Consider the following 12,561-nt stretch of genomic DNA (forward strand, 5'->3'; position numbering starts at 1 on the left):
TCTACGCCGGCTACTTCCAGGGGATCGAGGAGCGGTACGAGTCGCTGCTGCGCTGGATCTCGTTCCTCCTTTCGACCCCCGTCGTCTTCTACTCCGGGGCGCCGTTCCTCCGGGGCGCCTTCCTGGGAGGCCGCAGCGGCACGTTCGGCATGGACGCGCTGGTGGCCCTCGGCACCCTCTCCGCGTACGGGTACAGCGCCGTCTCCATCTTCCTCGGCGGGGAGATCTACTTCGACACGGCGACGATGATCGTGACGCTGATCCTCCTCGGGAGGTTCATCGAGGCGGGCGCGAGGAACCGGGCCGCGGAGACGATCTCCCGTCTGGTCCGCACGGCCCCGGCCCGGGCGCGAAGGATCCTCCCGGGCGGCGAGGCCGAGGAGGTGCCGACGGCGTCGCTTTCCCCGGGGGACGTCGTGGAAGTCGTGCCGGGGGACCGGGTACCGGCGGACGGAAAGGTGACGGGCGGGATATCGGAGATCGACGAGTCGCTGCTGACCGGCGAGTCGGCGCCGGTCGCGAAGCGCGAGGGGGACGAGATCGTCGCCGGTTCCCTGAACGGGACGGGACGCCTTCTCGTATCCGTGACGCGCGCCGGGTCGGACACGGTCCTCGCCCGGATCGCCCGGGCGGTCGAGGAGGCGCAGGCGCGCAAGGCGGGCGTGCAGCGGATCGCCGACCGGGTCGTGCGGATCTTCGTCCCGGCGTCTCGTCGGCTCCACGGCCGCCCAGTCGCGGGGAGTGCTGGTCCGCGGCGGGGACGTCCTGGAGCGGGCGGCGAAAGTGCGATGCGTCCTGCTGGACAAGACCGGCACGCTGACCGCGGGACGGCCGCGGCTGACCGACGCGCTCGGATTCGGCGTCGCCTCCGGGGAGGCGCTCCTCCTCGCCGCCTCGGTCGAGGCGGCGTCCGAGCACGCCATCGGCCGCGCGATCGCCGACGCGGTTCCGCGGGAGCGCCGTCTCGCCGTGGAGCGTTTCCGCGCGCACCCGGGGGAGGGAGTCGAGGGGGAGATCGGCGGCGTGCGCCACCTGCTGGGCAGCCCGTAGTTCCTCGCGCGGTCCGGGATCGGAATCGGGCCGGAGGCGGACGCGGCGTACCGCGGACTGGCCTCGTCCCGGAGGACGACGGTGCTTCTCTCCGACGGTTCCCGCGTCATCGGGCTGTTCGCGACGGAGGATGCGCTGCGGCCGGAGGCGGCGGAGGCGGTGCGGGCGCTTCGGAACGCGGGGATCGAGGTCGTCATGGCGACGGGGGACGACCCCGCGGTCGCGTCCCGCGTGGCGGCGGAGGCCGGCATTTCGGAGATCCGCGCGCGGGTGACTCCGGAGGGGAAGCGCGCCGAGGTCCGGGAGGCGAGACGGCGGCACGGCCCCGTGCTGGCCGCGGGGGACGGAGTCAACGACGCCCCCGCGCTCGCGGAGGCCGACGTCGGGGTGGCGATGGGGGGCGGAACGGGAGTCGCGATCGAGTCCGCCGGCGCCGCGCTGATCGGCGAGGATCTGCGGAGGATTCCCGCCTTCCTCTCGCTGTCCCGGACCGTTTTCCGGGTGATCCGGCAGAACCTGTTCTGGGCCTTCTCCTACAACCTCGTCGCCATCCCGCTCGCGGCGGCCGGGATGCTCCACCCCATCGCCGCGGCGGCGTTCATGGCCGGGAGCTCCCTCCTGGTGGTGGGAAACTCGCTGCGGATCCGGAGGTGACCTTGGGGACGACGCTCCTTCTCATCGGCATCTCGGTGGCCCTGGGCGCCGGCGCGTGGCTCCTCTTCCTGTGGGCGGTCAAGAGCGACCAGTACGACGACGTGGAGCGGCCCAAGCACCGGATGATGGACGACGAATAGCGCTTCAGGGATTCCCGACCGGCTCCCGCCCCCGGGCCGGACCCAGCACGGATTCGAGGACCTCCCGCAACTCCCGGATCCGGTACGGCTTCGCGATCACTCCGTGGAATCCGTGCCGGTGGTGGTCCGCCATCACCGGATCGGTCGAATATCCGCTGGAGACGATGGCCTTCCCGGGATCGTCAAGTCCATGATGACGGCGGAATACGGCCGGCCGCACGATTTCGCCGACCGGTACTCCTCCAGCGCGTCCTCCCCCCCCTCGACGGACACCGCGTCGTATCCGAGGTGGCCGAGGAACTCGACCGCCACGTCGCGGACCATCGCCTCGTCGTCCATGACCAGAACGCGCGTTTTCTCCCGGGGCGGAGGCTCCCGCGGCGCGGCCGCATCGGCCGCTGCGACCGCGGACGCGGGCAGATAGATCCGGAAGGTCGTCCCGTGCCCCCTCCTCGAATCCACCGTGATGAGGCCTCCGTGCTGTTTCAGGACCGAGTACGCCGTCGCGAGCCCGAGGCCGCTTCCTCCGGCCTTCGTCGTGTAGAACGGGTCGAAGATCTTGTGGATGGACTCCTTCGGTATCCCGACCCCGGTGTCCTCGACCGACACCAGGACGAACGGACCCGGTTCGAGCGGGAGCGGATCTCCGGGCCCGATCTCGACGTTCCCGGCCGACAGCCGGATCGTTCCTCCGCCGGGCATCGCCTGCTCCGCGTTGGCGACGATGTTGTCGAACACCTGCGCGATCTGCGCCTCGTCGATTTCCACCGGCGCGAGGTCCGCCGGCAGGTCGATCTCGACCCGGACCGACTCCCCTCCCGGGAACCGGTCCGCCGCGTTCCGGAGGATGCCGGCGAGCGGCATCGTTTTCCGGACCGGCGCCCCTCCCTCGGAGAAGGTGAGCAGCTGGCGGGTGAGCTCGCGCGCCCGCAGGCACGCCTTCTCGGCGCGGTCCAGGTTCCCCTGGATGTCCGTCGGCGACGCGGAGCGGATGCGCGCCATCGAGATGTTCCCCAGGATCCCGGTCAGCAGGTTGTTGAAGTCGTGCGCGATCCCTCCCGCGAGGACGCCGATCGACTCGAGCTTCTCCGCCTTCAGGTGCTCCTCCACGTGGAGCTTCCGGGCCGTCACGTCGTGGCAGATGATCCGCACCGCCACGCACTCCCCGTCGACCCGCCTCGGGGTCGCGTTCCCCTCGACGAGGATCCTTCCCCCGTCCTTCGCGAGGAGCTCCTCCGAGGGGACGACGTCGAACAGGGTGAGGCGGTCCACATCCTCCACCCGGTACCCCAGCGTCTCGAGCCACGTCCGGTTGACGTACAGGAACTTCCCGTCCGGGGACACCGTCTGGATGAACTCCATGGCGTTGTCGAAGAAATCCCGCAGCTCCTCCTCGACGCGGGCCCTTTCGCCCACCTCGTTCCGCAGCCGCTGGTTCGTCTCGTTCAGGTTCTCGAGCACGCGGGAGAAGGACGTCGCGATCGTCCCGATCGGGTCGTACCCGATGAGGTCGAGGTCCCCGAGCGCGTCGGCGTTGAGGGTCGGGCACTTCATGAGGACGAGGAGCTCGTCGGTCTTCGCGCGGATGTACCGCATGAAGAGGTCGCGTTCCTCGGCGAGCCGCCGGATCTCCGCGTGGAGACGCCCGGATTCCTCCGCGGGGACGGTCATGTCCTTCCCTCCTCCCCCGCCTCCGGGACCGCCACGCGGAGCAGGTAATGCCCATCCGGATGTTCGACGGTCACCGCGTACCCCATGTTCCGGGCCGCTTCGGAAATCGTCGGCACCGAATCGCGGTTGTCCGTCCGGATCGCGATCTCGCACTCGCCCGAAGCGAGGCCCGCGTGGTGCTCTCCGAGCGATTTCAGCGCAAGGAAGAGCGCCGCGGGGCACACCTGCCCCCTCAGGTCCAGCTCCACCGTGCGCGTCGACGCGATCGGCATCGAGCCTCCCTCCTTCAGAGAATCTTCGCCATCAACCGGCCGCCCACCCACGCTCCCGGGAACAACCCGGCCGCGAACAGAAGGCTCGGCAACGCGAGGATCGGCACCCCTCCCAGCAGGTGCCACGCGTTGCATCCGCCGCCCAGCCGCGAGGAAAGCGCCATCAGGACTCCACCGGAGAATCCGGCCAGAAGCTGTACGGCGGGGATCCTCCGGCGGAACGTAAGCTCGGAGACGAGGACGGCGGAGAGGGCGCCCCCGAGGAGGATCCCGGCGATCACGGGGAGCTGGACGGCGGAGATGTAGTCCGGCGCCGGGCCGGGTCCCCCCAGCAGCAGTTCCCCGGTGCCGGGGTGGACGACGGAGAGCGGCGTGGAGCGGAAGAACGCCAGCGACTCGAAATGGCGGGGAGCGAGGAGCGACTCCACCCAGCCCGCCATCTTGGAGTAGCTCGTGGTGATCCCGATCGGCATCCCCGTGAGGGAGCAGTACCCGGTTCCCAGGAGGGCCAGCGCGAACGCGGCCGCCCACGGAGGCACGTACCCCCTGGGAAGATCGCCGCGCCGCGACCACTTCCCCTCCCTTCGCCACCGGGCGAAGAGGAATGAAGCCGGGACGGCGATCGCGAAAACGACGATCCCCGGATCCACCGCCAGCAGCAGGGGGAACGTGACCGCGTCGACGGGCAGCCGCATGGCCGCCCGCAGCGAGGACCAGAGGGGGTGGAACTCCGCGTACGCGGCGCTCCCCGCGATCAACCCCAGGATCGCCGCCGCCGCCGGAAGGTTGCCCGCCCCCGTCTTGTACAGGGTGCCGACCACGCAGCCGCCCGCGAGCACCATTCCGACCCCGAAGACCATTCCACCCCCCAGGTGCGCCGCCGAGGGGGGCCCGAGCAGCGGAAACGGATGGAACGGGAGAAGGCCGAGCCGCCTCGCCCCCTCGAAGAGGACCATCGAGGCGACGACGGCAAGCAGGAGGTTCCTCGCAAGAAACGCGTCGCGGAAAAGGAACACGTCGCGGAAGGCGCCGGCGAGGCAGAAACCGGAGCGGTGCATGAGGAATCCGGCGATTCCCCCGACCGCCAGCCCCGAAGCGAGGATGTGCCCCCAGGATTCCATGGTGATTCCATTCGGCAAATGATTTCGAATTCTTCAGTGACGAATGGCCAGGACCGCGAGCGCCTCCACGTGGTGGGTATTCGGAAAGAAATCGTGCATTTCGAGGGAGTCGAGCGCGTAGAGGTCGGACAGCGCACGGACGTCGCGCGCCAGCGTCGACGGATTGCAGGACACGTAGCAGATCCGCCCCGGGCGGACCTCCCGCACGAGGGACGCCGCCTTCGGGGAGAGGCCGGAGCGCGGAGGGTCCAGGACCAGCTCGTCGAACCTTCCGTCCGGCCGGAACGATTCCACCCGCGCGCGCACCGGGGACACGTTCGCGATCCGGTTCTCCCGGATGTTCCGGCGCAGGCCGGAAAACGCGCGGGGGTCCCCCTCGACCGCCACGACCTCCCGGAACGAGGCCGACAGCGGCAGCGCGAAGTTCCCCGCCCCCGCGTACAGGTCCAGCAACCTCCCTCCCGACCCGTCGCGGAGGATCCCGGCGACGCGGCGGACGAGCGAAAGGTTCACGCCCCAGTTCGCCTGGAAGAAGCCGCGCGGCGACACGGCGTACGACATCCCCTCGAGCGGAAGGGAGAGGCTCTCCGTTCCCGTGCGGCGGTCCTCGAACACGGCGCCCGCGAGGGTGCCGCGGAACCGCGGGGCGAAGCGGGCGTCGTACCGGACGCCGGGAAACCAGGCGAGGACCCGCTCTCCGTCGGTCGCCACGTGAATCCCGGAGACCGGCGCGATCCGTCCCAGGCCCCGCAGGGCCGGAACGGCCCGGTTGATCGCGTCGGCCATCAGCGGGCACCGCGAAACGGGGACCAGCCGGCGCGAACGCTCGGCGTGGAACCCGACCGCCTCCCCGTCCGTCTGGAACTGACCCCGGAACCGGTACCCGAACGGCCCGCCCGGGGGGGCGATCTCGGGCGAAGCGTCCATCCGCGCGATCCGGCGGAACGACTCCCGGAGGATCTCCCGCTTCATCTCGAGCTGGAACGGATACGCGGCGTGCTGGAGCTGGCACCCGCCGCACGCGCCGAAGACCTCGCAGGGCGGTTCCGCCCGGTGGGGCGACGGCGACACGATCTCCACGGCCTCCGCGAACGCGTAATCCTTCCTCCGCGCCCCGAGGCGCACCGTGACGGTTTCCCCCGGCAGGGCTCCCCGGACGAAGAGGACGCCCACCCCTTCCGCCCGGGCCAGCGCGTACCCCCCGTGCACCGGCGCGACCGTCGCGACCGTGATTTGTTCCCCCGGCGGGCCCCCCATTCGCCGCACCCTCCCGGCGACCATTATCGCGCGGCGGCCGCCGGGCCGGGGATGAATTTCGGCCGGTGCGCCGGGCCGGGCCCCTGTGGTACATTGGGCGTACTCCAAGAAGAAGGAACGGTCGGAATGCCCTCCACTCCCGGAACGCTCTCGGAGTTCCTCCACTCCTCCACCCGGTACGCGGAATTCCTCGAATACGTCGTGCGGACGTGCCCGGAGGGGATCATCGCCAACGACACCGACGGAAGCATCTTCCTGTTCAACGCCAGCGCGGAGCGGATCTTCGGCTATTCGTCGGACGATGTCCTCGGAAAGATGAACGCCTCCCGCCTCTACCCGCCCGGGGGGGCGCGCGAGGTGAAGGAGTTCCTCTACTCCGAGGAGTACGGCGGGCGCGGACGGCTGGTGGACTTCGAGACGGAAGTGGTCGCCGCGGGCGGCAGACGGCTGCCGATCCGGCTGTGCTGCGCCCTGCTGATCGAGGACGGCCGCGAGATCGGCACGATCGGGTTCTTCACCGACATCTCGGTGCGGAAGGCGCTCCTGGAGCGGTTCCTCGAATCCGAGGAACGGTTCCGCGGGATCTTCGAGACCGCGCGGGACGCCATCGTGAGCGTCGCGGAAACCGGGAAGGTGCTGATGGCCAACCGGGCCGCGCAGGAGATGCTCGGGTACTCGGAGCGGGAGCTCGTCGGCATGGACGCGGTCCGCCTCTTCCCCCCCCGGTATTCCGACTACTGGAAGGAGCTGGTCCTGTACGTGTCCCGCCGGGAGCAGGGAGACCAGCGGAGGAACATCGAGCTTTCGGCCGTCACGAAATCGGACGTGGAGATCCCGATCCAGCTGTCGCTGGCGGAGAAGGCGGTCCGGGGGGAGCGGATCCTGACCGCCATCCTCCGGGACATCGCCGACCGGAAGGCGCTCGAGGAGGACCTTCGCCTCCAGTCGATCACCGACGGGCTCACGGGCCTCTACAACCGGCGCCACTTCCTCTCCCTCGCCCAGAAGGAGATGGACCGGGCGGTCCGGAACAAGGTCCCCTTCTCGATCCTGCTGATCGACGTGGACCGGTTCAAGCAGTTCAACGACGCGTTCGGCCACGCCGAGGGCGACAAGGTCCTGAAGTGCCTCGGGGACGCGATCCGGGAGAACATCCGGACGCTGGACACCGGCTTCCGGTACGGCGGGGAGGAGTTCCTCGTGCTGCTCCCGGAGACCGCGGCGACGGGCGCCCTCGTCCCGGCGGAGCGGCTGCGGATCCGCTTCTCCGAGATCCCGTTCACCACCCGCCCCGACGAGGAGGCCCGATCGGTCACCCTGTCGATCGGAGTTGCGGAGTATCGCGCCGGGGACACGATCGAGAACCTGTTCCGGGCGGCCGACCGCGCCATGTACGCCGCGAAGAACGCCGGCAGGAACCGCGTCGTGAGCTTCGAACAGATCGTCCGCCGGGCATAGCGGATGCGGCCCGACGCGGATCGACGGACGGACCGGGACATCCTCCGTTGCGTCCGGGACGCTTCCGGGCACGCCCGGGAAAACCTCGCGTGGCTCCGCGCGAGCATGGCCCCGATCTTCTTCCAGACGTTGCGGGAGGAGCCCGAGGCGATCGCCACCCTCTGCCTCCACCTGGCGGACCTCTCGAAGAACCGGTACCTCGTGCTGGCCGACCGGGAGAAGGAGATGATGATCGCCCGGCTCTCGGCGCCGGGATCCCTCTACGAGACCCTCCGGCTGCTCGGCCCCCGCGAGATCTCGTACGCGGAGATCGCGCACTCCTACGCGCCCGTCCCGGGAACGGACCGGGACCTCGAGTTCCAGCGGTACGAGTTCGACCGGAAGGACGACGCCGACGACTCCCCCGGCGGGACCGTTCCCATGCCGTCCGGGTTGCGCCGTCCCATCGTGGCGAGCCTCGCGGGTTTCTCCCCCGCCGTGCCCCCTTCCGAGAGGGAGAAGCTCCTCGGCCTGCTGTGGCGCAACCATCCCGGGTACGTCCGCCTCTCGCCCCCCGAGCGGGTCGCCCGCATCCTGTGGCTGTTCCACCAGGCGCGCAGCCGCATGGGGATCCACGTCGACGTGCAGGACGCGGCGGGTGGAAGCGGCGAGGGGCGCCGCGAGAGCCGGGTGCTCTTCGCCGTCGGGAACCCGCCCCAGAAGGATTACCTCCTCCAGGTCATGGAGGTGTTCAACCGGCTGAACCTCGGGGTCCGCCGCGCGTACACGCTGACCCTGAGCGCGGGGACGTTTCCGTACTTTCTCGGCACGTTCTACGTGGTGCGCCGCGAGGGGGGGCTCCTCGAGAAGGACTCCCCCCTCTTTCGCCGCCTCTGCCGGGAGCTGTACAACGTACAGATCCTCGCCAGCGGCTCGGGCACCTACCGGGAGTTCGTCCTCGCCCGCCTGATGACGGGCGACGAGGCCTCCCTGGTGAACGCCTTCATCGGCTTCTGCCACGCGAGCCTCGCCCACAACCAGCCGCACCGGTTCACCCTCGAGGACGTCGAGCGGGCGTTCCTTTCCCACCCCGACATCGCCCTGAAGCTCACGCGGGTGTTCGAGCTGCGGTTCGACCCCGAGGTTTCCGACCGCGAGCCGGCGTACTCGGCCGCGCTCTCCGCCCTCGCCCGCGAGATCGACGAATACAACACCGGCCACCGCCAGCTCGACGAGTTCCGCCGCACGATCTTCCGCGCGACGCTTTCCTTCATCCGGAGGACCCTCAAGACGAACTTCTTCGTGCCGGAGAAGCATGCCCTGGCGTTCCGTCTCGACCCGGAGGTCCTGTCGGACCTCGGCCCCGAGTTCACCTCGGACCTCCCGCCGGAGCGCCCGTTCCGCATCACCTACTTCTTCGGCCGCGGGGCGATCGGGTTCCACATCGGATTCTCCGACATCGCGCGCGGCGGGTGGCGCACGATCTTCACCCGGACCCGGGACGACTACGTCACGGTCGCGAACACCCTCTTCCGCGAGAACTACGTCCTCGCGCACACCCAGCACCTGAAGAACAAGGACATCTACGAGGGCGGGTCCAAGATGGTGGTGGTCATCAACGCCCCGGACCTGCTCACGAAGGAACGGACGAACCAGCGGCTCTACAAGGTGCAGTACGCCTTCATCAACGCGTTCCTCGACCTCTTCGTCACTTCGGGCGGGAAGGCGAAGGACCCCCGGGTCGTCGACTACTACGGGGAGGAGGAGCCGATCGAGCTGGGCCCCGACGAGAACATGCACGACTCCATGATCGAGACGATCGCGAAGCTCTCGGTGCGCAGGGGATACATGCTGGGGATCGGGATCATTTCGAGCAAGCGGGTCGGGATCAACCACAAGGAGTACGGCGTCACCTCCACGGGGGTCGTCAAGTTCGCCGAGGTCGCCATGGCTTCGCAGGGGATCGACATCGGGGTGGACCCGTTCTCCGTGAAGTTCACCGGCGGGCCGAACGGGGACGTGGCGGGGAACGCGATCCGGATCCTTCTTGCGCGATGCCCGAGGGTGGCGATCCGGCTGATCCTCGACGGCACGGGCGCGCTCTTCGATCCGAAGGGGCTCGACCGCGCGGAACTGTCGCGGATCGTCCTCTCCGGGGACGTGGAGGCGTTCCGCCCCGAGAAGCTCCACCCCGGCGGGTTCCTCCTGCACAGCGGCGAACGGCGCACCGAAGGGCTTCGGGAGCTGTACCTCCGCGCGGACCGCACCGAGGGCGGCGTGGCGAAGTCGTGGGTCACCGTGGACGAGTTCCACAAGGAGTTCGACGGGCTCCTCTTCACGGTCCCGGCCGACCTGTTCATCCCGGCGGGGGGACGGCCCGAGACGGTGGACGGGACGAACTGGACGCGGTTCTTCGGAAAGGACGGGAACCCCACCGCCCGGGTGATCGTGGAGGGGGCCAACTCGTTCATCACCCCGGAGGCGCGCGAAAAGCTCCAGGAACGCGGCGTTGTGATCCTGCGGGACGCCTCGGCGAACAAGTGCGGGGTGATCTCCTCCTCCTACGAGATCATCGGCAACCTGATGATGTCGGAGAAGGAGTTCCTCGCGCACAAGGAAGAGTACGTCCGCGACGTCCTCTCCATCCTCGAGAAGCGGGCGGCGGACGAGGCGGCGCTGATCTTCCGGCGGAAGCGGGAGCATCCCGGGCGCCCGTACACCGGGATCTCGGACGGGATCAGCGTCGAGATCAACGGCCATTACGCGCGGCTGTTCGACTTCTTCCGGTCGCGTCCCGCGCTTTCGCTCGCCTTGCCGTACCGGCGCGCGCTGCTCGCGCACCTCCCCGCGTTCCTCCGCGACCATCCGCGGTACCGGCGCAGGGTCTCCCGGCTGCCGGTCAAGTACCGGTCGGCGATCCTGGCGAGCGAGATCGCGTCCACGATCGTCTACCGGGGCGGATTCGAACGGGACATGGAATCGGACCTCCGGCGGTACGTCCGGGAGGTGTTCGGGTAGCCTCCGTCCCCCCTCCGGCCGTGCCTTTGCCTGTACACTGTATCCATTGACATCGTTTCCCGGCGGGACTATGCTCTGCCGTAATCCATTTTTCCATAAGACGTCATCCGCACGGAAAAATCCACGAAAGAGGGAAGCGTCATGCGACTGCTCTCGAGCACGGTAGGAAGGAAGGCGGTGATGGCGGTCACGGGGCTCGTCATGGTCCTGTTCGTCATCGTCCACCTGCTGGGCAACACCACCATCTTCTCCGGCCCCGGAGGCATCAACGCGTATTCCGCGAAGCTGCACGGGCTGGGCCCCTTCGTCTGGGTCTTCCGGCTCTTCCTGGCCGCCATGCTGGCGCTCCACGTGATCTTCGGGACGCTGCTGACGCTCGAGAACCGGGCGGCGAACCCCGGCAAGTACGCCGTGAAGAAAATGCTGAAGGCGACCTTCGCCGGCGAGACGATGATCTGGACCGGCACCCTGCTGCTGGCGTTCCTCGTCTACCACCTGCTGCAGTTCACCGTCCGGATCACGCCCGACATCATCCCCGAGGCGGTCGCGGTCCGACCGGGCAACGTCTTCGCGATGGTCGTCGCCAGCTTCCGGAGCACGCCGATCTCCCTGGTCTACGTCGGCGCGATGGTGGTCCTGTTCCTGCACCTGTCCCACGGGATCCAGAGCATCTTCCAGTCGGTGGGGCTGAACAACGACAAGACGCTGCCGCAGTTCAACGCGTGCGGAAAGCTGGTCTCCACGCTCCTGCTGCTGGGGTTCAGCTCGATTCCCGTGCTCATCCTCGCCGGCCTCGGCATTTTCGCCAGATAGGGGGACAAACGTGATACTCGACGGAAAAGCACCCACCGGACCGATCGAAACGACCTGGGACAGGCACCGCTTCAACATGAAGCTGGTGAACCCCTCGAACAAGCGGAAATACAAGATCCTCGTGGTCGGCACCGGCCTCGCCGGCGCCTCGGCGGCCGCCACCCTCGGCGAGCTCGGGTACACCGTGGAGGCGTTCTGCTACCAGGACAGCCCCCGCCGGGCGCACAGCATCGCGGCGCAGGGCGGAATCAACGCCGCCAAGAACTACCCCAACGACGGCGACAGCATCTTCCGCCTCTTCTACGACACGATCAAGGGCGGCGACTTCCGCGCCCGCGAGGCGGACGTGTGGCGGCTCTCGCAGGTGAGCAACAACATCATCGACCAGTGCGTGGCGCAGGGCGTCCCCTTCGGGCGCGACTACGCCGGGTACCTCGACAACCGTTCCTTCGGCGGCGCGCAGGTCTCCCGGACCTTCTTCGCGCGCGGTCAGACGGGGCAGCAGCTGCTCCTGGGCGCCTACTCCGCCCTCTCCCGGCAGGTCAAGCTCGGGTCGGTCAGGATGTTCCCCCGGACCGAGATGCTCGACCTGGTCGTGGTCGACGGCGAGGCGAAGGGGATCACCCTCCGCGACCTCGTCACCGGCGAGGTGCGCGTCCACACCGGCGACGCGGTCGTCCTGGCGTCGGGCGGGTACATGAACGTCTTCTACCTGTCCACGAACGCGATGGGGTGCAGCGTCACCGCGATCTGGAAGGCGCACAAGAAAGGGGCCTACTTCGGCAACCCGTGCTTCACGCAGATCCACCCCACCTGCATCCCGCAGGCGGGCGACTACCAGTCGAAGCTCACCCTCATGTCCGAATCGCTGCGCAACGACGGCCGCATCTGGGTCCCGAAGAAGAAGGAGGATTGCGGCAAACCGGCGAACCAGATCGCCGAAGAGGACCGGGACTACTACCTCGAACGGAAGTACCCGAGCTTCGGGAACCTCGCCCCCCGCGACATCTCCTCCCGCGCGGCGAAGGAGCAGTGCGACGAGGGTCGCGGCGTCGGCCCCGGCGGGCGCGGCGTCTACCTCGACTTCCGCGACTCGATCCGGCGATTCGGGGAAAAGGTCATCCGCGA

General features: G+C 68.9%; 11 protein-coding genes and 1 pseudogene. 8 read left to right on the forward strand and 4 right to left on the reverse strand.

The annotated features are described in order from the left end of the window. The first annotated feature begins 149 nt into the window (after positions 1 to 149). From HZB86_08625 to ccoS, 4 genes and pseudogenes are all read left to right on the forward strand, one after another. Positions 150 to 707 (forward strand): annotated as a pseudogene (locus tag HZB86_08625) (HAD-IC family P-type ATPase). Positions 708 to 741: 34 nt separating this feature from the next. Then, positions 742 to 1,050 carry a cation-translocating P-type ATPase gene (locus HZB86_08630; GenBank protein ID MBI5905596.1) on the forward strand — a complete coding sequence of 103 codons (309 nt, stop codon included), beginning with the start codon at positions 742 to 744 and terminating at the stop codon, positions 1,048 to 1,050. Between the two features lie 81 nt (positions 1,051 to 1,131). Continuing rightward, positions 1,132 to 1,704 (forward strand): HAD-IC family P-type ATPase, encoded by a 573-nt coding sequence (locus HZB86_08635; GenBank protein ID MBI5905597.1) that lies wholly within the window; start codon positions 1,132 to 1,134, stop codon positions 1,702 to 1,704. Between the two features lie 2 nt (positions 1,705 to 1,706). Continuing rightward, on the forward strand, positions 1,707 to 1,844 hold the full coding sequence (gene ccoS, locus HZB86_08640) for a cbb3-type cytochrome oxidase assembly protein CcoS (GenBank protein MBI5905598.1): 138 nt from the start codon (positions 1,707 to 1,709) through the stop codon (positions 1,842 to 1,844). Positions 1,845 to 1,976: 132 nt separating this feature from the next. Here the strand turns inward: ccoS and HZB86_08645 are convergent, their stop codons facing one another. Genes HZB86_08645 through HZB86_08660 form a run of 4 tightly spaced genes read right to left on the reverse strand, consistent with a single transcriptional unit; the run spans position 1,977 to position 6,165 of the window. Further along, the gene (locus tag HZB86_08645; GenBank protein ID MBI5905599.1) at positions 1,977 to 3,515 is read right to left on the reverse strand and encodes a PAS domain S-box protein; all 1,539 of its coding nucleotides are present in this window, start codon (positions 3,513 to 3,515) and stop codon (positions 1,977 to 1,979) included. Then, positions 3,512 to 3,787, reverse strand: coding sequence for a sulfurtransferase TusA family protein (locus tag HZB86_08650; GenBank protein ID MBI5905600.1), 276 nt, complete (start codon positions 3,785 to 3,787; stop codon positions 3,512 to 3,514). The genes HZB86_08645 and HZB86_08650 overlap by 4 nt, the downstream gene beginning before the upstream one ends. Before the next feature lie 14 nt (positions 3,788 to 3,801). Next, positions 3,802 to 4,908, reverse strand: a complete 1,107-nt coding sequence (locus HZB86_08655; GenBank protein MBI5905601.1) for a YeeE/YedE family protein — start codon at positions 4,906 to 4,908, stop codon at positions 3,802 to 3,804. 33 nt (positions 4,909 to 4,941) lie between these two features. After that, positions 4,942 to 6,165, reverse strand: a complete 1,224-nt coding sequence (locus HZB86_08660; GenBank protein ID MBI5905602.1) for a class I SAM-dependent RNA methyltransferase — start codon at positions 6,163 to 6,165, stop codon at positions 4,942 to 4,944. Positions 6,166 to 6,291: 126 nt separating this feature from the next. Here HZB86_08660 and HZB86_08665 point away from each other — a divergent pair, with 126 nt between their 5' ends. The 4 genes from HZB86_08665 to sdhA all read left to right on the forward strand — a co-directional run. Next, positions 6,292 to 7,623 (forward strand): diguanylate cyclase, encoded by a 1,332-nt coding sequence (locus HZB86_08665; protein MBI5905603.1) that lies wholly within the window; start codon positions 6,292 to 6,294, stop codon positions 7,621 to 7,623. Positions 7,624 to 7,626: 3 nt separating this feature from the next. After that, entirely contained in the window at positions 7,627 to 10,620 is a 2,994-nt protein-coding gene (locus HZB86_08670; GenBank protein MBI5905604.1) for an NAD-glutamate dehydrogenase, read from the forward strand. Between the two features lie 141 nt (positions 10,621 to 10,761). Next, positions 10,762 to 11,433 carry a succinate dehydrogenase cytochrome b subunit gene (locus HZB86_08675; protein ID MBI5905605.1) on the forward strand — a complete coding sequence of 224 codons (672 nt, stop codon included), beginning with the start codon at positions 10,762 to 10,764 and terminating at the stop codon, positions 11,431 to 11,433. A gap of 10 nt (positions 11,434 to 11,443) precedes the next feature. Then, a partial coding sequence (sdhA, locus tag HZB86_08680; protein MBI5905606.1) for a succinate dehydrogenase (quinone) flavoprotein subunit occupies positions 11,444 to 12,561 on the forward strand: 1,118 nt, incomplete at its 3' end.

The organism is Deltaproteobacteria bacterium, assembly GCA_016234845.1.
Classification (GTDB): Bacteria; Desulfobacterota; Deferrimicrobia; order Deferrimicrobiales; family Deferrimicrobiaceae; genus JACRNP01.

Coding starts and splice junctions, on each gene's coding strand:
- HZB86_08645 (MBI5905599.1), bottom strand. CDS start 3,515: ATGACCGTCCCCGCGGAGGAATCCGGGCGTCTCCACGCGGAGATCCGG.
- HZB86_08650 (MBI5905600.1), bottom strand. CDS start 3,787: ATGCCGATCGCGTCGACGCGCACGGTGGAGCTGGACCTGAGGGGGCAG.
- HZB86_08655 (MBI5905601.1), bottom strand. CDS start 4,908: ATGGAATCCTGGGGGCACATCCTCGCTTCGGGGCTGGCGGTCGGGGGA.
- HZB86_08660 (MBI5905602.1), bottom strand. CDS start 6,165: ATGGGGGGCCCGCCGGGGGAACAAATCACGGTCGCGACGGTCGCGCCG.
- HZB86_08665 (MBI5905603.1), top strand. CDS start 6,292: ATGCCCTCCACTCCCGGAACGCTCTCGGAGTTCCTCCACTCCTCCACC.
- HZB86_08670 (MBI5905604.1), top strand. CDS start 7,627: ATGCGGCCCGACGCGGATCGACGGACGGACCGGGACATCCTCCGTTGC.
- HZB86_08675 (MBI5905605.1), top strand. CDS start 10,762: ATGCGACTGCTCTCGAGCACGGTAGGAAGGAAGGCGGTGATGGCGGTC.